The organism is Deinococcus sp. KSM4-11 (assembly GCF_004801415.1).
GTDB lineage: Bacteria > Deinococcota > Deinococci > Deinococcales > Deinococcaceae > Deinococcus.
On record NZ_SSNX01000007.1, the window covers coordinates 23972 to 42814 of the forward strand.

The 18843-nt window shown below is 68.1% G+C and carries 17 protein-coding genes; 5 read left to right on the plus strand and 12 right to left on the minus strand.

What is annotated here, in order from left to right:
- Positions 1-22: 22 nt before the first annotated feature.
- The 7 genes from E7T09_RS16935 to E7T09_RS16965 form a co-directional block, all read right to left on the minus strand.
- Positions 23-1414: a sensor histidine kinase KdpD gene (locus E7T09_RS16935; protein ID WP_136390379.1), complete on the minus strand. Its 1392-nt coding sequence runs from the start codon at positions 1412-1414 to the stop codon at positions 23-25.
- Between the two features lie 31 nt (positions 1415-1445).
- On the minus strand, positions 1446-2105 hold the full coding sequence (locus tag E7T09_RS16940; protein WP_136390380.1) for a response regulator transcription factor: 660 nt from the start codon (positions 2103-2105) through the stop codon (positions 1446-1448).
- Positions 2106-2150: 45 nt separating this feature from the next.
- Complete coding sequence (locus E7T09_RS16945) at positions 2151-2576, minus strand: hypothetical protein (protein WP_136390381.1); 426 nt, start codon at positions 2574-2576, stop codon at positions 2151-2153.
- A gap of 177 nt (positions 2577-2753) precedes the next feature.
- The gene (locus E7T09_RS16950) at positions 2754-4289 is read right to left on the minus strand and encodes a dihydrolipoamide acetyltransferase family protein (protein WP_136390382.1); all 1536 of its coding nucleotides are present in this window, start codon (positions 4287-4289) and stop codon (positions 2754-2756) included.
- A gap of 42 nt (positions 4290-4331) precedes the next feature.
- A complete protein-coding gene (locus tag E7T09_RS16955) occupies positions 4332-4610 on the minus strand; it encodes a hypothetical protein (protein WP_240741852.1) in 279 nt (92 codons plus the stop codon).
- Positions 4610-5635 carry an alpha-ketoacid dehydrogenase subunit beta gene (locus E7T09_RS16960; RefSeq protein ID WP_136390383.1) on the minus strand — a complete coding sequence of 342 codons (1026 nt, stop codon included), beginning with the start codon at positions 5633-5635 and terminating at the stop codon, positions 4610-4612. The genes E7T09_RS16955 and E7T09_RS16960 overlap by 1 nt, the downstream gene beginning before the upstream one ends.
- Positions 5632-6741: a thiamine pyrophosphate-dependent dehydrogenase E1 component subunit alpha gene (locus tag E7T09_RS16965; protein WP_136390384.1), complete on the minus strand. Its 1110-nt coding sequence runs from the start codon at positions 6739-6741 to the stop codon at positions 5632-5634. Before E7T09_RS16965 ends, E7T09_RS16960 begins: the two co-directional genes overlap by 4 nt.
- A 281-nt stretch (positions 6742-7022) precedes the next feature.
- Between E7T09_RS16965 and mnmG the strand changes: the two genes are divergently transcribed.
- From mnmG to parB, 5 genes are all read left to right on the plus strand, one after another.
- The gene (gene mnmG, locus E7T09_RS16970) at positions 7023-8828 is read left to right on the plus strand and encodes a tRNA uridine-5-carboxymethylaminomethyl(34) synthesis enzyme MnmG (RefSeq protein WP_136390385.1); all 1806 of its coding nucleotides are present in this window, start codon (positions 7023-7025) and stop codon (positions 8826-8828) included.
- Between the two features lie 75 nt (positions 8829-8903).
- On the plus strand, positions 8904-9224 hold the full coding sequence (locus E7T09_RS16975; RefSeq protein WP_136390386.1) for a hypothetical protein: 321 nt from the start codon (positions 8904-8906) through the stop codon (positions 9222-9224).
- Complete coding sequence (gene rsmG / locus E7T09_RS16980) at positions 9221-9958, plus strand: 16S rRNA (guanine(527)-N(7))-methyltransferase RsmG (RefSeq protein WP_136390387.1); 738 nt, start codon at positions 9221-9223, stop codon at positions 9956-9958. Before E7T09_RS16975 ends, rsmG begins: the two co-directional genes overlap by 4 nt.
- Before the next feature lie 10 nt (positions 9959-9968).
- Positions 9969-10718, plus strand: coding sequence for a ParA family protein (locus E7T09_RS16985; protein WP_136390388.1), 750 nt, complete (start codon positions 9969-9971; stop codon positions 10716-10718).
- On the plus strand, positions 10702-11541 hold the full coding sequence (gene parB / locus E7T09_RS16990) for a ParB/RepB/Spo0J family partition protein ParB (RefSeq protein WP_136390389.1): 840 nt from the start codon (positions 10702-10704) through the stop codon (positions 11539-11541). Before E7T09_RS16985 ends, parB begins: the two co-directional genes overlap by 17 nt.
- A gap of 63 nt (positions 11542-11604) precedes the next feature.
- Here the strand turns inward: parB and E7T09_RS16995 are convergent, their stop codons facing one another.
- From E7T09_RS16995 to E7T09_RS17015, 5 genes are all read right to left on the minus strand, one after another.
- A complete protein-coding gene (locus E7T09_RS16995; RefSeq protein WP_136390390.1) occupies positions 11605-13005 on the minus strand; it encodes a VanW family protein in 1401 nt (466 codons plus the stop codon).
- Positions 13006-13078: 73 nt separating this feature from the next.
- Entirely contained in the window at positions 13079-14074 is a 996-nt protein-coding gene (locus E7T09_RS17000; RefSeq protein WP_136390391.1) for a YpdA family putative bacillithiol disulfide reductase, read from the minus strand.
- 55 nt (positions 14075-14129) lie between these two features.
- On the minus strand, positions 14130-14687 hold the full coding sequence (locus tag E7T09_RS17005; protein ID WP_136390392.1) for a hypothetical protein: 558 nt from the start codon (positions 14685-14687) through the stop codon (positions 14130-14132).
- A gap of 3 nt (positions 14688-14690) precedes the next feature.
- Positions 14691-16274, minus strand: coding sequence for a S8 family serine peptidase (locus E7T09_RS17010; protein ID WP_168734909.1), 1584 nt, complete (start codon positions 16272-16274; stop codon positions 14691-14693).
- Between the two features lie 64 nt (positions 16275-16338).
- Positions 16339-18720 (minus strand): ATP-binding protein, encoded by a 2382-nt coding sequence (locus tag E7T09_RS17015; RefSeq protein WP_136390394.1) that lies wholly within the window; start codon positions 18718-18720, stop codon positions 16339-16341.
- Between the last annotated feature and the right edge of the window lie 123 nt (positions 18721-18843).

Below are 18843 nucleotides of genomic sequence, written 5' to 3' on the forward strand. Positions count from 1 at the left end.
CAGGATAGGGGGATGGACGGGCTCAGAAGGCCTCATCCTCGTCGGTCAGGGCCGCGTTCGGGAGGGTCAGGACGAACTGCGCGCCGCCCTGGGGGTGATTTGCGCCCCGGAGGCTGCCGCCGTGCATGGCCGCGATCTGCCGGCTGACGCTCAGTCCCAGGCCCGAGGAGCCGGAGCCGCTCACGAAGGGATCGAAGATGCGCTCGCCCAGTTCGGTCGGCAGGCCAGGGCCGGAGTCCCGCACGGTGAAGGTCAGGGACTCCGGCGTGTCCTTCAGGTCGAGCGTCACGGTGCCCTCCGGCCCGGCGGCGCGGCGGGCGTTCGCCAGCAGGTTGCGCAGCGCCTGTGTCAGCCGGTCCGGGTCGCACAGGATGCCCACTGTCCAGTTCCCGCTGAAGGTGGTGCCCGGCACCAGCCGGTCCAGGCGGTCGCGGAGCGTCGTGGCCGGAATATAGTGCCACGCCAGCTTGATCTCCAGTTGCCCACGCGCAAGCTGCATCAGATCCTGCGTGGTGAAGGTCAGCTCGTCGGCGACCAGCGCGGCCCGCATGACCTCAGCATCCCCGGTGCGTTCTCCGGCCCGCGCCAGGCTGGCCCTCAACACCGTGAGCGGCGCGCCCAGCTCATGCACGATCTGGCCGAGCAGCTGCTTCTCACGGGCCTGCCCGGCCTCGATTCTCACCAGCAGGCGGTTCAGGGCACTCAGTAGGCGGTGCACCTCGTCCTCGCGAACGGGCAGCGGCAGGGTCTCCAGGCTGTGGGTCGGGTCGATCCGGTCGGCGAGCGTGGCCGCCCGCTCCAGGCCGCTCAGCGACCGCTGCCCCACCCACCACCCCACCAGCAGCAGCAGCAGCGGCGTGAACACCAGCGCCACCAGCAGCGCGCTCAGGGCGCTCTCGCGGGCCGCGATCAGGTCGTCCTCCGGCAGGCCCACCCACAGGGTTCCGAAGTCCCCGGCCTGCCGTTTCACGGCGCGCACGGTCGTGTCCTGGATGTTCACGCGGCTCTGTTCACCAAACGGGAACGGCGAGCGGTCGAACTCCCGCAGGATCGGGCTGGCGTAGATCACGGTGCCGTCCTTGACCAGCATGGTGTACGAGGTCGGGCCGCCCGCCGTCTTGCCTAAGCCCTGCCCGGTGCCAGTGAAGGCTTCAGCCAGCGTGTCCGCGCGTTCGTTCAGGCGGGCATTGAACTGCTGATCCATGCGCGAGAGCAGCAGCGCCACCACGCTCGCGCTGACCAGCATGATCATCAGCAGCGCCAGCGCGGAGTAGGTCAGGGCCAGCCGGAAGCGCAGCGAGTGCCGCCACGCGCCCGCCGCCGAGGGCAGGCCAGCCGCCCGAACCGCGCCCCCTGCTCCCGGCCGAACCTCAAGGGGCCGGGCGGGGGGCAGGGGGCGCGGCTGCGGCGTCATGGACTAGCGCTGAACCGCTGACAAGGACACGTCAGGCCTGGAGCACATACCCGACGTTGCGGATGGTGCGGATCCGCAGGTCGCTGTTCGCCGTTTCCAGCTTCTTGCGCAGCTGTGAGATGCGCACCTCGACCGAGTTGCTGTTCGGCGTTTCCCAGCCGTACAGGTGCGATTCGATGTCCGCGCGTGAGAATACCCGCTCGGGCGTGCGCATCATGAGTTCCAGGATGCGGGCCTCGTGCTCGGTAAGGTTCACGGTCTTGTCGTCCACGGTGAGCAGCAGGCTGCTGGTCGAGAGGCTGGTGTTGCCCAGGTTCACGCCCGTGCCGGCCGCCGTGCGCCGCAGCAGCGCCGTGATGCGCGCGTCGAGTTCCGGCATGGCGAAGGGCTTGGTGAGGTAATCGTCGGCGCCGGCGTTCAGGCCCTGCACGCGTTCCTGCACGCCGCTGCGGGCAGAGAGCACCAGCACCGGCGTGCTGGAGTACTGCCGCAGCGCCTGCACGAGGTCCAGGCCGTCGCCGTCCGGGAGGTTCAGGTCGAGCAGGATCAGCTGCGCGGTGTGCGTGCCCAGCCAGCCCTGCGCATCTTTGAGCGTGGCCGCGTGGTGCACCAGGTAATCGGCCGACAGGTATTCCTTCAGCAGGGGCCCCAGGTGGGGATCGTCTTCTACAACCAGGATCTGGGCCAGCATGGACGTCTCCTTCTGTCGAGTGGTGGGGAGGTGGCCGAAGCCGGCCTATTTCTGCCGGGCCGGAGCCTGGGTGGGGGTGGGCGTGCCCGAGGTCTTCAGTCCGGGCAGGCTCAGCGACTCACCGGCGGGCTGCAGATTCAACTTGAGCCTGTACAACGTAAGGAATTTGGCGAGGGTCATGGCGGCGTTCGCGCCGGGTTGCACGCTCAGCTGCCCACCTTCCAGCACGCCGTCGTAGCGGGTCTTCAGGGTCGGGTAGGTGCCCTTGGCCTTCTCGTCGTCGCTCAACGCGAACAGGATCACGACCGGTCCCTGGTAATCCTCGACCAGCTGCGCAGTGAACATCCCGCCAGTGCTCTCGCCGTCGCCCAGTTTGGTCTGCAGTTCCCGATCCCACACGCTCATCTTGAGCGCCTGGGCCGGGGTGGCCAGGGCGCTCAGAGCGAGGATCAGAAGGGCGGGGCGGATCATCATGGCAGTGTACCTGCTTCACTCGCGAGGAGCGTGTCCGGGGAGCGGCCGGGAGCGCACGTGAGCCCCATCCGGGTCACGCACCGATCACGCTAACGTGTCAAGCTGACGCGCCCGTGACCGGGGGCAGGGTGGCCCTTAGGTGCCCTTCACCTCTCCCCTCCCCTGCCGACCCGTTTACAGCGCCTCGAGCATCAGCCGATCCGGTTCCTCCAGCAGCCGGATCACTTCCTTGCAGAAGCGCGCGGCCTCCGCGCCGTCCACCAGGCGGTGATCGAAGGACAGCGACAGGTACATCATGTCCGCCGCGACGATCTCGCCCGCCGCGTTCACGATGGGCCGCTTCTGGATGGAGTGGATGCCCAGGATCGCGGCGTCCGGCACGTTGATGATCGGGAAGGAGAACAGCGCTCCGATCGATCCGATGTTCGTGACGCTGAAGGTGCTGCCCGCCAGTTCCTCGGCCTGGAGTTTCCCGGCCTGCGCGCGGGCGGCCAGATCCGTGACCTCGCGCGCCAGATCGAAGAGGCTCTTGTGGTTCACGTCCCGCAGCACCGGCACCGTGAGGCCAGCGTCGGTGGCGACGGCCATGCCGATGTTGAAGTAGCGTTTCATGACGATCTCGCCCGTGGCCTCGTCGAAGGACGAATTCAGGCTCGGGTACTTGCGCAGCGCCACGGCCACCGCCCGGAAGATGAACGGCAGGTACGACAGTTTCACGCCGGCCGCCGTCGCCTCGTGCTTCACGCGGGCGCGGAAGGCCACGAGCTTCGAGAGGTTCACCTCGTCCACCGTCAGGGTTCGCACGGTGTACAGGTGACTGGCCTGCATCTGCGTGCTGATCGCGCGGCGCATGCCACGGAGCGGCACGCGGTCTTCCAGATGCTCGTACCCCTTCGGCGTGCGGTACTGGACGGGCGGTACCGGGAGGCCGCCACCACTTCTGGGCGCGGCCGGGGCGGGAGCAGCTGGAGCAGCATTTGGTGGGATGGCCGCTGCCGGAGCGGATGGAGCCGTCGCCGCAGGCTGGGAGTGACTTCCTGCTCCGTGCGCTTCGACGTCCTGCACGCGAATCCGGCCGTTCGGGCCGCTGCCCTGCACCTGGGCCAGATCGATCCCCCGTTCGCGGGCGAGTTGCCGCGCGGCGGGGACGGCCAGTACCCGGCCATCCGTGCGGGCCGTGACGGGCTCGCGTTCCAGCACCCCGGTTCCGGCCGTGAGGCTGCCGGCTGCGCCGCTGCCGCTGCGACTGCCGAGGCCCTGCACCTTCACCGTCTCGTCGGATGTGAAAGCGCGGAACAGGCTGCTGGAATCGTCGTCGGCCTTCGCGGCTGAGTGCCCGGCCTCCACGATGCTGCCGCCCGCATCGGCCACCGCTTCCCGCTCCTCCTGCGCCTGCACGGGCAGGGTGGCCGGCGTGGCGTTCCCGGCACTGTCCTGGATGGCCTGCATGGCTCCCGGAGCACTGGCCGTTCCGCCGCTTTCGTCGATCAGGGCGATGGCTGCGTGGACGGCGACCACGTCGCCCTCGTTCGCCAGGCGGCGGCTCAGGATGCCCGCCACGGGACTCGGGAGTTCCACCGTGACCTTGTCGGTCATGACCTCGCACAGGGGTTGTTCCAGGGCCACCGCATCACCCTCGGCGACCAGCCACTTGAGGATCTCGCCCTCGACCACACTTTCTGCCAGTTCTGGCAACAGCACTTCTTTCACGTCAGTTCCCCCGTTGTTTGATGGCCTCGATGGTCGGCATGTTCAGCGCAGCACGGTGGCGCGCAGCAAGCCGTACACCAGCAGCACGGCTCCTAGGCCCTGAATCCAGCGTTCTCCACGGGCGTACAGCAGCGCGGCACCCCCCAGCAGCGCGAACATCGCGCCGACCAGTACACTCCGCCACGGTTCCTGGAGCCGATCCGCACCGGCGTACAGGGCGAAGCCGATGGCCAGCCCCACCGGCCCCAAGACCATGCGGGCCAGGTCGAGTTTCAGGGGCGATTTCTCCCCGGCCCGACCTTTGCCGACCGGTGGGCGCATCAGTAGTTCAGCGCCTTCACGCAGGCGGCCAGGATGCGGTTCGGGCCGGGCAGGTACACCTTGTCCTGCACGTACGGGTACGGCGTGTCGAAGCCCGCCACCTGCCCCACCGGGGCGCGCAGCGTGTCGAAGGCCTGCTCCTGGATCACGTAGGCGACCTCACCCATGAAGTTGCTGGTGCGCGGGGCTTCGCTGACCAGCACGGCCCGGCCCGTCTTCTGCACGGAGCGCACCACCGTGCCCTGATCCCACGGCAGCAGCGAGCGCAGGTCGATGACCTCGGCGCTCACCCCCTCGGCGGCCAGGGCGGCGGCGGCGCGTTCTACATCCGGCATGACGCCCCCGTACCCGATTAGACTCAGATCCGTGCCTTCACGGCGCACGGCGGCCTCCCCGATCCGGACGGTGTAATCGTGGTCGGGAACCTCGCCCTTTGCCGCCCGGTAGAGGCGCTTTGGTTCGAAGAAGATCACGGGATCGTCGCCCCGGATGGCGGCCTTCAGCAGGCCCTTGGCGTCGTAGGGGGTGCTGGGCATCACGACCTTCAGGCCCGGTGTGTGGGTGTAGTAGCTTTCCGGGCTCTGGCTGTGGTGGTGCCCGCCCTTGACCCCGCCCCCGCTGGGCGTGCGGATCACCAGGGGGCAGGTGAACTGCCCGCCGCTGCGGTAGCGCAGTTTGGCCGCCTGGCTGATGATCTGGTCGAAGCCCGGCCCCATGTAATCCGCGAACTGGATTTCCGCGACAGGACGCAGCCCCCGCGCGGCCATCCCGACCGCCGCGCCCACGATGCTCGCCTCCGAGAGTGGCGTGTCGAAGACCCGCTCCTTCCCGAAACGCGCCTGCAAACCGGCGGTGGCCATGAACACGCCCCCCCGCGCGCCGACATCCTCGCCGAACAGCACGACCCGCCGGTCGCGTTCGAGTTCCTCGGCGAGGGCCTCGGTCACCGCCTGGATCAGGTTGATGGTGCGGGTCTCCCCGTTCCCAGTCTCGGCCGTGTCCCGTTTCTCCTGCGTGGCCGTCATGCGCGGACGCCTTCCTGTTCGGCCCGCAGCGCGGCGGCCTGCTCCCGCAGGTGCGAGGGCAGATCGGCGTACACGTCCTCGAACATGATCCGCCAGTCCGGCTGCCCACTGGCTTCCGCGCGGATGACGTCCTGATCGACCTCTCGGTGGGTCTGAGTGATGATCTCCGAGCGTTCCTCGGTGCTGACCGGGTGACCCAGGTGTTCCAGCAGCTTCTCGACCCGCAGGATCGGATCGCGCGCCAGCCAGAGGTTCACCTCGTCCCGCGTGCGGTACTGCTTCTCGGCGTCCGCGTCCGCGTTGCTATGCGATCCCACGCGGTACGTCAGGCATTCCACCAGGGCGGGGCCGTCTCCGGCACGTACCCCGGCGGCGGCGTGTGCACACACTTCCATGACAGCCACGATGTCGTTGCCATCCACATAGTAGCCGGGCATGCCGTAGGCCCTGGCCTTCACATGGATGGTCTCGCTGGCCGTCTGCTGCTGCACGCCCGTGCTGATGGCCCACTGGTTGTTCTCGCAGACGAACAGGCAGGGAGCCTTCGCCGTGCCGGCCATGTTCATGCCTGCGTGCCAGTCGCCTTCACTGGTGGCTCCGTCCCCGAAGGTGCAGACCGTGATCTCGTCGCTGCCCAGATACTTCTGCGCCATGGCGCTCCCGGCAGCGGGCGGCACCTGCGAGGCGATGCTCGAGCTGATCGACACGAATTTCAGCGCCGCCGAGGCGAAATGGTGCGGCATCTGGCGGCCCCGACAGGAATCGGAATTGGTTCCCAGGCACTGGCTGAGCAGGTCGAACATGGGCATGCCCATGGACAGCGCCAGCGTGTGGTCGCGGTAGTAGGGCCACACCCAGTCGTGTCCCGCCTGAAGCGAGCGGGCCAGACCGACCTGGGTGGCCTCCATGCCGCTCGACTGGGCGTAGAACGTCGTCCGGCCCTGCCTGAGCAGCGTGATGAGCTTGCGGTCGAATTCGCGGGCGCGCAGCATATCGTGGTGCAGGCCACGCAGGAGGTCAGGGGTGAACCGTTCCGGGAGCGCCTGAACGGGTTGACCGTCCTCGGCGATGTACTGGATGGGTTCAGGGGTATGTGGGTGAATCATGGGCGGAAGCCTCCTCGCTCGGATACCGCGCCGGTCGTCCAGCGGCGGTTCACGACGATCTGTCTAGAAAACACTTGTTAGGCATTCTAGCGGCACTGCGCGCCGGAACTTCACTGTTGGTGTGTCCTGCATGAACGGACAAAGCCGTGATAAAGCCTGTCTGAGACGCGTTTCACTGCTTTGTGAATACACGGTGGTTCGAATCTGTATTGTCGGTCATTCTTTAGGGCCGACCGCATCACCGTTCCACCTGCATCATCCGGCTACACTGCTCGGTTGAGATGAGCGACTGGGACGTGGTGGTGATTGGAGGTGGGCACGCTGGAATCGAGGCGGCCTGGGCCTCGGCGAAGCTGTGCCGGACGGCCCTGTTGATCGGCAACCCTGCGACGATCGGCCGGATGCCCTGCAACCCGGCCGTGGGAGGACCGGGCAAGAGCCAGCTCGTATTTGAACTTCAGGCGCTCGGAGGTCTGATGGGCCGACTGGCCGACGCCACTGCCATTCATACCCGAGTCCTGAATGCCAGCAAGGGCCCGGCAGTCCAGTCGCTGCGGGTTCAAAACGAGCGCGACGCCTACGCTGAATACGCCCAGGACGTCATTCTTGGTCATCCGTCCCTAGTGATCCTCCGTGGCGAGGCGGCCGATCTGGAGTCGGACGGCCAGGGTGGTTGGGGCATCGTGACCTCGGACGGCCGCCATTTCACGGCCCGCAGCGTGGTCATCGCAGCCGGAACCTTCATGCGTGGCGTCACGTGGTATGGCCGTCACTCCAGACCTGAAGGTCGTCAGGGAGAGCCGCCTGCCCGCTACCTCTCCTCTCCTCTGTCCCGCGCGGGGCATGTCCTCAAGCGGTACAAGACCGGTACGCCGCCCCGCGTCCGCGCCGATTCGGTGGACTTCAATGCGCTCCTAGAGATTCCCCCCGATCCGGTACCGCAGGGCTTCACCGGTCGGCCCGGTTCCAGAGCGTCCGAGTCCCCGACGTGGCAGACGCATACGACGCCCCGAACCCATGCGCTGATCCAAGCCAATCTGCACGAGTCCCCCATGTACGCAGGCGACATCCAGGGCCGTGGCCCCCGCTACTGCCCGAGTATCGAGGACAAGGTCGTGCGGTTCGCCCACCACGACCGGCACCTCCTGTTCGTCGAGCCGGACGGCATTCAGACCAGCGAGGTGTACCTCCAGGGGTTCAGCTCCTCCCTGCCGCCACACCTGCAGGATCAGCTGGTGCGCACCCTGCCTGGCTTCGAAGAGGCTGTGATCCAGCGGTATGCCTACGCCGTCGAGTACGACGTGGTGGATTCCACGGAATTGACCCTTCAGCTGGAGTCTCGGGTGATGCCCGGCGTGTTTACGGCCGGGCAGATCAATGGCACCAGCGGCTACGAGGAGGCGGCCGCTCAGGGACTCGTGGCCGGACTGTCTGCCGCCCGGAGATATATGGGGCTGGAGTCCTACGCCTTCGAGCGGGATTCTGGATACCTGGGCGTCATGCTCGATGACTTGGTGTTCAAGGGCAGCGATGAGCCGTACCGGATGATGACCAGCCGCGTGGAACATCGCCTGCTATGCCGCCAGGACAACGCCGATGAGCGGTTGAGCGCTGTTGGGCATCGGCTTGGGCTTGTTGACGCGGCCGAGCATCAGGCGGTTCGGGAGAAGTACCAGCGTATCGCGGCAGCCAGAAGCGATCTCGCGCAGCAGCGGTTCAACGGCCAGACCGGTGAGGCGTGGCTGCGTCGTCCGGAGTTCTCGCTGGCAGACGTCGAGGCCCTTGGGGTCAAGCTGTCAACCCTGTCTCAGGTCGAGCGTGAGGCGGTCGAAATCCGTGTGAAATACGAGGGGTATATCCGCCGGGCGGAATCCCAGCTGGCCTCCGAACAGCGGGCCCACGAGGTGGCGTTGACTGGCCTTGAATACCAAAGTATTGCTGGCCTGTCCCTTGAGGCCCGCGAGAAGCTTGCCCGTCATCGGCCTCCGACACTTGCCCAGGCGTCACGGATTCCCGGAGTTCGGCACGCGGATGTCAGCGCCCTGTTGGTGCATCTGAAACGCAACACTGTTTCACGGGAAACTTGACGGTGAAACAAGATTAGCTGGGATTGACGGTCAGGGTGTTTCACGGGAAACTTGACGGTGAAACAGGGAGGTCGAATGGAGGCATTTGAGCAAGGATTGGTGTTGGGCGTCCTGATCGGCGAAGGCCATTTTGGAGGCGACGGGAAACAACCTCAGGTCACGGTGCGCATGCACACCCGCCATGAAACGCTCTTCAACACACTGGTCAGACTCGTTCCCGGCTCGAAGCTGTATGGCCCCTACCAGCACGGGGGCCGATCGTATTTTCAATGGATGGTTCGGGGCGCCCTCCTGAAAGACACCCTTGTGCCGATGCTCGACGCTCTCCCGCTCCAGCACATCGACATCCACGTCTATGAGCGCTACCTCGACATGAAAGCCAGGTATCGGCTGTGACGCCTGAAGCAGAGCAGCTTCTACTCGACGGTCTCGACGCATTCGGACTCCAGCCAGACCCGACCGCCGTCCAGCGCTTCCGACACTTGCTGACCCTGTTGCAAGATGGCAACGCTCTGGTGAACCTGACTGCCCTGAAGTCTGAACACGACATCGTGCTCAAACACTTCGTGGATTCAGCCAGCTGTCTGCTCGGAGGCCATCTGGCCGGTGACCAGCAGGTCATCGATATTGGAACCGGAGCGGGCTTTCCATCGCTTCCACTCGCCATCTTGAATCCGGCCTTGCGGATGACTCCACTGGATTCGATTCGGAAAAAGATCGACTTCGTCCGGGCCACGGCAGAAGCGCTGGAGATGAACCATGTTCATCCACTGGTTGGACGCGCTGAAACGCTGGGCCAAACGCCAGAGCACCGGGGCCGCTACGACCGCGTAGTGATTCGCGCGGTCGCCGCCTTGCCGGTGGTGATGGAACTGTCGCTCCCGCTGTTGCGCCCAGGCGGCCTGCTGGTTGCCCAGAAGGGAGCCATCGGCGCGGAGGAAATGGCCGCCGGGGAGCGCGCTGCTGCGGAACTGGGCGGACAGGTCGCCTCGGTAGAAGCATTCGAATTGCCTGTCCTGCACGACAGGCGAAGCCTGGTGATCGTGGAGAAGACGCGGCCCACGCCAGCCAGATACCCCAGGCGAGAGGGTGTACCCGCCCAGCAGCCGCTATTCTGGAAGGCGAAGTGACGGTGACTCCTTGAAAGCACTCGGAATCGTGAACCAGAAAGGTGGCGTCGGCAAAACGACGACAGCAGTGAATCTCGCCGCCTACCTGGCCGCCGGTGGCCGCAAGGTCTTGCTCCTCGATATGGATCCTCAGGGCAACGCGACCAGCGGTCTGGGACTGCGCGGCGCGGAGCAGGGGCTGTATGAGGCCTTGGGAGATCCGTCGAAAGCTGCGGAGTACACGCGCTCTACGGCGCAGCCTGGACTGGACGTGCTGCCGTCTACGCCTGACCTGGCCGGGGCAGGGGTCGAGCTGGCCGACGATCCGGACGCGCTTGGGCGCCTGCTGGCCAGCATCCGGGGCTATGACCTGGTGATCATCGATGCGCCGCCCAGCCTGGGTCCACTCACTGTGAATGTCCTGGCGGCGGCGCATGCCCTGCTGATCCCTTTGCAGGCGGAATATTACGCATTGGAAGGGCTGGCCGGACTGATGGAGACGGTGGAGCGTGTGCAGGGCGGGCTGAACCCGCGCTTGAAAGTGCTGGGCGTGGTTCTGACCATGTTCGACGGTCGCACCAACCTCTCGCAGGAAGTGGAGACCATGGTTCGGCAGCATTTCGGCGAACTGGTGTTCTGGTCCGTGGTGCCCCGAAACGTCCGGCTGTCGGAGGCGCCCAGTTACGCCAAGCCGATCAACGCCTTCGCGCCGCTGTCGAGTGGTGCCGCCTCCTACAAGCGGCTGGCCGAGGAGGTGCTGCAGCGTGTCGAAAAAATCTAGTCTCGGCCGCGGGCTCGATGCGCTGCTCGCGCGGCCCTCGGCGGATGTGCCCAGCGGGCCGCAGGTGCAGACGCTGAAGATCGACCGGATCGTCCAGGCCACCTATCAGCCCCGGCAGGTCTTCCAGCCCGAAGCTCTGGCCGAACTCGCGCAGAGCATCCGCGAGAAGGGCGTGCTGCAGCCGCTGCTGGTGCGCCCGCGCGGCGACGCTTTCGAGATCGTGGCCGGCGAGCGCCGATGGCGGGCGAGTCAGCTGGCCGGACTGACGGAACTTCCCGTGATTATCCGGGATCTGGCCGACCGGGACGCCCTGGAAATCGCGATCGTTGAGAACCTGCAGCGCGAGGATCTGGGTCCGCTGGAAGAAGCCCGGGCGTATCAGGCCCTGCTGGAGCACGGCCTGAACCAGGAAGGCGTGGCCCAGGCCGTCGGGAAGGGCCGCAGTACCGTCGCCAACGCCCTGCGACTCCTGGCCTTGCCTGCTCCAGCACTCAGTGCCTTGGAGGCCGGTGACATCAGCGCTGGCCACGCCCGCGCCATCCTCGCGCAGCCGGAAGCTGACCGCGTGTGGGCACTGGAACAGATCCGCTCGCGGAGCCTGAACGTCCGGGAGGCCGAGGGCCTCAAGCGTGAGGCCAGGGTGTCTCAGCCGGTCAAGGTGAATCCCCCCCGGGCCTTCCGGCAGGTGGAACTGGATCTGAGCCGCCGCACGGGCACCCGCGTGAAGATCACCGGCGCCGACAAGGGCCGGATCGAACTCAATTACGCGAGCCGTGAGGAACTCGACCGGATTCTGGAATTGCTCGGCTACAACGCCGAATAACGGTACTGGCTGCAACAGGGGAGGGGGGACGCGGTGCACGTCTCCCCTCCAGCCTGTCTTGGGTCAGCGGCGGGTGCCGACGAGGTAGATGTTCGGCCAGGGCCGGTAGGAGGAACGCAGGACATCCTGTTTGAAGGCCTTGCCCCCGCGGACGAAGGAGCGGGTGACCTCGATGACTGCTCCCGGCGCGGCCCAGTCCACCTGTTTGCGCTGCCCGGCGGCCAGCGTGGCATCCGGAATCAGGCGGTCGGCCGGCGAGGGGGTCGACTTCAGCGTGTTCGGTCTGCCGAGTTCGACGGTGAAATCACGTGCCCTGCCGAACACGCTGACACTCAGGCGCGCTTCGTCGTCGTCCCAGTCGGTCTGGAACCACAGCGCGCCGCCCGTGTCATTGCGGAACTTCAGGTCGAGGCTCGGCTGGTAGATGGTGGCGTCCAGCCCCTGAGGATCGTAGTAGTGCACCTGATACGAGTGGTTCTGACGTTGCAGGATCGGCAGGCCCGCGCCGTAGAGCGCCCGGAACACGGTCGTGCTGACCTGGCAGATGCCGCCGCCCACGCCGTCGGCCGTGCGCTCACCGGCAATGACCAGCCCGGTCACGAAGCCCGTCCGAAGCTCCACCGGGCCCACCAGCTCGTTGAAGGAGAGGGTCGTGCGGTCGACCAGGCGATCCCTAAAGTGGCTGGCCCCCACGTGGATATTCGTCATGCGGGCCGGGCTGCTCCCGTAGTAGTTCGTCTCGCCCGTGTTCAGCAGGGTGGTAATGCCGCGTTGTTGGAAGAACTGGAGCGTGCGGGAGGGAATCGTCTGTCCACTGACCACCACGGCGGCCTTTACGCCTTGAGGGGCTTTGAGAGTGTCCAGCACATTCTGCTGGGTGCGGGCCAGGTCGACGTTCAGGCCATTGCGCTGGACGACGGCCCAGCCGTTCCAGAGTTCCTCGAAGCGGGCATCCTGAGCGGCGGTGGGCAGGGAGGCCATAAAGGCCTTCAGATCCGCGTCCAGACTCGCGGTGATGGTGCCCCGTGCGCGGAGCTGGGCCGCCCGTGCGCCGGGAATCGTGAGGGTGCGCGAGAACGGCACGGTCGTGACCTTGCCATCCACCAGGGCCGGCCAACTGCTGTCCACCGTGATGAGCAGGGGTGCGCTGCTCACGACGGGGGCCACCTGCACCTGCGGGAGCGGCACGGCTGGGGTGACCTGCGGGGGCACGGTCGGTTCCAGCGGGGGAGAGGGCGGGGTGGCCGGAACCTCCACCGGCGGCAGTTCCGGCATCACCGGTGCTGGTACGGGCGTGGGCGCCACGAACGGGGGTTCATCCACCGGAGGCGCTGGAGTCGGTTCGGGCACCGGAGTCGGGGTATTGGCCGGGGGCAGGGCCGGAATGACCGGCGTCTGATCCTGCGCCTGCACCGACGGCAGCGCCAGGGCCAGGCTGAGGGCCAGCAGCAGACGGAACTTCATGTCCCGGAGTATTTCACGGGCCTGCCCGAGCCCGGTGAGCGCCTTCCGTAGGACGGGAAGGCCGTGGGCCGTCTCAGTGGGACGGCTCTGCCACGGTCAGGTCGCGGGCGATCTGGGTCACGGCGAGGTCGGCGTGGAAGCGGCCGTTCTCGATGAACACCTGGTTGGTCTTGCCCGCGAAGCCCGCACTGCCCACCACATACAGCCCCGGCACGCTGCTCTCGTAGTGCTCGCTGAGCACCAGGCAGGCGTCGGGCTGGGCCGCGAGGTTCAGGTCGGCCAGGAACGACAGGTCGGGTCGGTACCCGGTCAGGGCGAAGGTGAAGTGCGTGGGCAACTCGAAGGTCGAGCCGTCCTCGCGCTGCACCTGCACGCTGTCCTGGTCGATGCCGACCACGCGTGAGCTGAAGTGCGCGCTGATGCTGCCCTCCTTGATGCGGTTCTCCAGATCCGGGCGCACCCAGTACTTGATGGTGCTCTTCAGTTCCGGTGCCCGCACGACCATCGTGACCCTGGCTCCGCCCCGCCACAGGTCGAGCGCCGCATCGGCCGCCGAGTTCCCCGCGCCGATCACCGTGACGTCCAGGCCCATGAAGGGATGCGCCTCGGTGTAGTAGTGGCTGACGTTCTCGCCGTCCTCGCCGGGAATGCCCAGGGGCAGCGGATGGTCGTAGTAGCCGGTCGCGACGATCACCCGCCGGGCCTCGACCACGTCGGGCGTGCCGTCGCGCGCCTCGATGGCCACGGTGAATCCGGCGGGCGCCGCATGCACCCGCGTGACCTGGGTGTACTGCTCGACGTTCAGTGCCTCGCGCTGCGTGACCAGCCGGTAGTACATCAGCGCGTCCCGCCGGTCCGGCTTGTCATGCCCGGTCACCATGGGATGGTTGCCGATCTCCAGTTCCGGCGCGGTCGTGAAGAAGGTCATGTACGTCGGGTACTCGAAGATGGCATTGACGACGCAGCCCTTCTCCAGCACCACATAACTCAGGCCGGCGCGCTTGCAGGCGATGGCGGCGGCCAGCCCTACGGGGCCGGCTCCGACGATGGCGACATCCACGAGACTCATGCCCGGCATTCTGTCAAAGGCCCGGCGGCCGGACTGCATGGGCGGCACGGTGAGCCTATAGATGGCAGGTGGCCACACCAGCGCCACTTCCCGGTGTGCCGGTGCGCGTCAGGATCACGTCCACCTCGGCGTGCCCGGCGGGCATCATGTCGCTGACGGCGGTGTGCTGGGCCACGACCTGTACCCGCAGCGGCCCGAAGATGCGTTCCGAATTCAGGTCGGCACTCCCTCCCGCCCGCACCTTCTCCTCGACCCAGGCGCGCACCCCACTCAGGCTATCCGTCCCCGTGCCGAAACACCCGGACGCGAGCGTGGCCCCCATCCGCCCGAACAGTTTCGCCACGGCCGCCGCATTCTGCGTGAGGCCCGTGTCGGTGCCCACGTAGGACAGATGGGCGCCGGTCACCGCCGCTGGGCCACTGAGGAGCAGGAACCACTCGCCGCCGTAGCTGCCGGGCTGGAGCTGCACGCCCCGGCTGCCGCGCGGCACCTGCGCTTCCGGCAGCGGGGTGGCGCTGCGGAACACCCCGTCGCCGTAGAGGCGGGGCAGGAGATCCACGCTGACCGCACCCGCCTGGGTGAGCAGCAGCAAGGGCAGCAGGGCGCGGGGCATGGTTCAGGGTAGCGTGCTCAGGTTCAGCAGCCGCCCGGTGAGGTGCGCGGCATCCTCGGCACTCACGGTCACGCGGGTCACGTCGGCACTGTCCTGCACGTCGCGTTGCAATTCGGCGGGCGTGGCCGTGGGGAATTTCTGCCGCCACAGGGCCAGCGCCCCCGCCACCTGCGGCGCGGCGAAGGACGTGCCCCGGTTGAAGTCGCGCACCTGCCCATAGGCGTCCACAGCTGAGACCAGACTGCCCGGCGCGAGGATGTCCACGTAGGCTCCCCGGTTGGAGTACGACGCGACCTCCAGGCTTCGGCTGTCGGCGGGTTTCCGCACCGCACCGACGGCGATCAGGCCGCCGAGATCCAGCGCGGCCGGGTAGCTGCGCGGCTCGTACAGGCTGCCGCGTACGTAGTCCGTCCACTGGTTGCCCGCCGAGGCGACCACCGTGACCCCCAAGTCGATGGCCTGCTGGAGCACCACGCGCATCACGTCCTGCTCGAAGCCGCCCGTGTCGCCGCCGATGCTCAGGTTCAGGATCAGGCGCTTGAAGTCCCCGCCGAGGTTCGCCTCACCGTAGGCCAGCGCCCAGCACACGCCCCGGAGCACGTCGCTGGTGCGGCACTGGCCGTGGGTGTCGCACACCTTCACGGGCAGCACCTCGGCGTCCGGGGCGATCCCGTGCGTGCTCCCGGCCGCCAGGCTGGCGACCATGCTGCCGTGGCCCTGCGCCGCACCCGCCGTGATCAGCGTGCCGTCCTCGTCGCGGGTGTCGCCCACGAAATCGTCGGCGCTGCCGCTGGCCTCACCGGCCGCCGTGAAGGTGTGGCCGGGCAGCAGCCGGGAGCCCCATTCCTCGGTGCTTTGCAGGCCGATGCCGGTATCGAGCACGGCGATCACCGCCCCCTTGCCGGTCCAGCCACGGGCACGGGCGACCGGCGCGGCCACCTCGTCGGCCGCGTTCATGGGGGCGTACGTGGCCCCGATGCCCCAGCTGCCCACCGGATTGACCGCCAGCACGACCCCGGCGTTCGCGGCGGCCCGGCGGTCCAGTTCGCTCAGCGTGCCCTCGAAGTCCTTGCCGGTGTAGGTGCCGACCAGCATGAAGCCGCCGCACACGCCAGGGCCGTTCAGGGGAAACAGCGTGACCTTGACCGGGAGACCGGCCGTGAACGCGCTGACCTGATCCTTGGTCGCTCCGGGCGCCGAGAGCAGCACGAACGTGTCCGGCTGGGCGCCCTCGGTGGACGAGCGGCCCAGGACGTTCAGCGTGCCGCGGCCCACATCCCGCTTGTCGGTGATCTCCAGGGGCTGTGGGCCGCCCCAGCCGCCGCTGGTGGCGCGGCCATCAGCGCTCAGGGTCGGGGCCGGGATGGTGAAGGTGACGCTCTGGCCCTGCACCGTGCTGGGCAGCGCCGTTCCCGCCACCTTCACCTGCGGCTGCTGGGGTGACCAGTCCAGCGCCACCGTCACGCTCTTGCCCAGGGTCGCGTACTGCGTGGCAAGCGGGTGCGTGACCGGGGTCGGCGAGGGGCCCGTGCCGGTGCAGGCCGCGAGCAGGGAGCCCAGGGTCATCCATCCAAGCCAGTGTTTCATTGTCGACCTCCAGCCACAGCGTTTGATCCAGGATGTACGCGCTGATCGGCATGTGTGCAGGCTGTCAGCGTACCCCTGAACGACCCATGAACGATTCCAGGCTGGCCTTGGCCTCGACGGCCATGGCATGAAAGCCGCCGCGCTCGAGCAGGTCGATGGCCTGGTTCCACGCAGGAATATCGCCGTCGAGTTCCGCCAGGTTGGCGAGCAGCATGGCGATGTGCGAGGCGTCGGCGGTCTGTCGGGCGACCTCCAGCCCGGCGCGGTAGGCCCGCCGGGCCTGGTCGGGCTGCGTGAAGTGGCTCAGGATCCCCAGGCCATTCCAGCCCAGCACCAGGGCCGTCAAATTCCCGACTTCCTGGCCTAGCCGGATCGCCTCCCGGAAGGCGGCGGCGGCCTGTTCGGTGGCTCCGCTGCGCAGGAAGCCCTGGGCCATGTTGGTCATGACCATGGCCCGCGCCGAGGGTTGCTGTTCGGTGGCGGCCAGCACCTCCCGGAAGGCGTCGTCGACACCCTCGCCCAGGATCACGCGGGCCACCGCGCGGTTGTTGATGGCCCACACCCAGCGGGAGGTCTGCCCGGCGGCCTGCCACAGCGTTTCCGCGCGGCTGAACACGTCCAGCGCTTCTCGCGCGTTCCCCCGACGCAGCGCGATCTCGCCCAGGGTGGTCAGCGCCTCGGCCTCGGCCCCCAGGGAACCGGTCAGCGCGTCGCGGGCCGCCTGCTCGGCCCCGGCGGGATCACCCAGCTTGTAGCGCAGCCGGGATTCCAGGGCGCGCGTTTCCGGACTCTGCGGCAGGGTCAGCAGGACGTCCAGAGCCTGCCGGAACAGGCTGCCGCGCTCCAGCGCCTGCGCCCGCAGCAGCGTGATCTGGGCGGACGCCGGACTGTGGGCCAGCAGTTCCACGGCCCGGCCCGGAAAGCCGCGCCGCAGCAGTTCCTCGCCCCAGTGGGCATGGGCGGCGCGCAGACCGTCCAGATCGCTGTCCTCCCACAGGTGGCGGGCCGCCTGGTAGTGCGGCAGGGCCAGGGCGGGCGGCAGGTGCCGGGCCAGGGCAATGTGAATCTGGGCGGCCTGCTCCGGATCGCTGTCCAGGGTGTGCCGGGCCAGTTCCAGGCCGCGCACCAGCCCGGATTGATCGATCAGTCCGGCCCGCCGCAGGTGTTCGTGCGCTTCCACCAGGGCCGGGGCGGGCAGGTTCAGGGCCGCGCGGATCAGGCCCAGTTCCATGCCCGGCTGCAGCGTGAGGACCGCGTAGAGGAGCCGTTCGGTGGCGCCGAGGCGGCCCAGCCGGGCGTCCAGGGCGTCGTCCAGCGGTTCGCCGCGTAGGAAGGCTCCCACCAGGGTGGGCAGGCCCCCGGTGGCCTCGAAGGCGCCGGGCGTGCTCCGCAGCTCTGCGGCGCTCAGGGCGCCCAGTTCCAGGCTCAGATCCACCGGCAGGGGCGGCTCGCCGGTGCCCGCCAGGATCACGGGGAAGTCCGGGCGCAGGGCGTGCAGGCGCTCCAGCAGCGTCCGGCTCTCGGGATCCACGGCGGCCCAGTCGTCGATCAGCACCCGGCCCGGCTGGGCGCCCAGGCGCCTGAGCAGGACGGCCTCGCTGGCTTCCAGATCGCCCAGCAGCGGTTCCAGCGTGGCGTAGGGCAGACCGGCGCGTGCCGGCAGGACATGCCCGCCGGCCGAGGCTACCTCGCGCAGCAGGGCCGTCTTTCCCTGGCCCGCGCCGCCGCGCACCCACGCCCACTGGCCGGGTTCCAGAGCGCGTAGCCGCTCCAGTTCCCGTTCCCGCCCCACGAAGGGAGGTCGCAGCCGTCCACGGGCCTGGGGCACCGGGGCCTCCAGCGTGAGGCCCAGGTCGCGGGCTTCCCGCTCGATGGCCCCGCATAGTGGATGCTCGGCGGCCCTCAGCAGGGCGTAGAAGCGTGGCAGATCCTCGGGTTCGGGGGGTGGGGCTCCCGGCAGGCGGTAGGCCGTCTCGGCTCCCTGCGCCGCCCGCTCGAACTGGGCCTCGCGGGCCTCGGCCTCGGCGTGCCACAGCAGCGCCGCCCGCAGCTCGCGGGCCAGGGTCTCGCGGGTGTCCAGCACCCAGTCCTCCAGCTCGGTTCCCGAATCGTCCAGGTCGACGCTGTCGGCGAACGGCCCGCCGTACAGCTTCAGGGCCTCGTCCAGGTTCCCGGCCCGCAGGTGGTCGCGCAGTTCCCCGGCGTCGCTGGGTACGGCCGCCCACACGCGGCGTTCGTCGGCATCGCCGGCGTGCAGGCGGCGCAGGTGCGTGATGGCCACCGCGAGGTTGTTCATGGCGTTCGGGGCGTCCGGCCAGAACAGCTGCGCCATGAAGCGCCGGGTGCGCGGTCCTTCCAGACTCAGGTAGGCCAGCAGCAGCAGCGGCTTCTCGCGGCGGAACTTCAGTTCCTCCAGCCGCAGGTGACCCAGACTGACCAGCCGCATGGGTGCAGCCTAGCGTCCCTGGCTCCTGCCATGATCACGGCCTGCGAAAACGTTCATGGGTCGTTCAGGCCTTCGTTCCTATCGTCCTGGCAAGCACCGGGCCACGCACCAATTGCGGCCGGC

What these genes read in the sequence shown, in the direction of transcription:
- E7T09_RS16935 (WP_136390379.1), bottom strand. Translation starts at nt 1,414, where the DNA reads ATGACGCCGCAGCCGCGCCCCCTGCCCCCCGCCCGGCCCCTTGAGGTT.
- E7T09_RS16940 (WP_136390380.1), bottom strand. Translation starts at nt 2,105, where the DNA reads ATGCTGGCCCAGATCCTGGTTGTAGAAGACGATCCCCACCTGGGGCCC.
- E7T09_RS16945 (WP_136390381.1), bottom strand. Translation starts at nt 2,576, where the DNA reads ATGATCCGCCCCGCCCTTCTGATCCTCGCTCTGAGCGCCCTGGCCACC.
- E7T09_RS16955 (WP_240741852.1), bottom strand. Translation starts at nt 4,610, where the DNA reads ATGCGCCCACCGGTCGGCAAAGGTCGGGCCGGGGAGAAATCGCCCCTG.
- E7T09_RS16960 (WP_136390383.1), bottom strand. Translation starts at nt 5,635, where the DNA reads ATGACGGCCACGCAGGAGAAACGGGACACGGCCGAGACTGGGAACGGG.
- E7T09_RS16965 (WP_136390384.1), bottom strand. Translation starts at nt 6,741, where the DNA reads ATGATTCACCCACATACCCCTGAACCCATCCAGTACATCGCCGAGGAC.
- mnmG (WP_136390385.1), top strand. Translation starts at nt 7,023, where the DNA reads ATGAGCGACTGGGACGTGGTGGTGATTGGAGGTGGGCACGCTGGAATC.
- E7T09_RS16975 (WP_136390386.1), top strand. Translation starts at nt 8,904, where the DNA reads ATGGAGGCATTTGAGCAAGGATTGGTGTTGGGCGTCCTGATCGGCGAA.
- E7T09_RS16995 (WP_136390390.1), bottom strand. Translation starts at nt 13,005, where the DNA reads ATGAAGTTCCGTCTGCTGCTGGCCCTCAGCCTGGCCCTGGCGCTGCCG.
- E7T09_RS17000 (WP_136390391.1), bottom strand. Translation starts at nt 14,074, where the DNA reads ATGAGTCTCGTGGATGTCGCCATCGTCGGAGCCGGCCCCGTAGGGCTG.
- E7T09_RS17005 (WP_136390392.1), bottom strand. Translation starts at nt 14,687, where the DNA reads ATGCCCCGCGCCCTGCTGCCCTTGCTGCTGCTCACCCAGGCGGGTGCG.
- E7T09_RS17010 (WP_168734909.1), bottom strand. Translation starts at nt 16,274, where the DNA reads ATGAAACACTGGCTTGGATGGATGACCCTGGGCTCCCTGCTCGCGGCC.
- E7T09_RS17015 (WP_136390394.1), bottom strand. Translation starts at nt 18,720, where the DNA reads ATGCGGCTGGTCAGTCTGGGTCACCTGCGGCTGGAGGAACTGAAGTTC.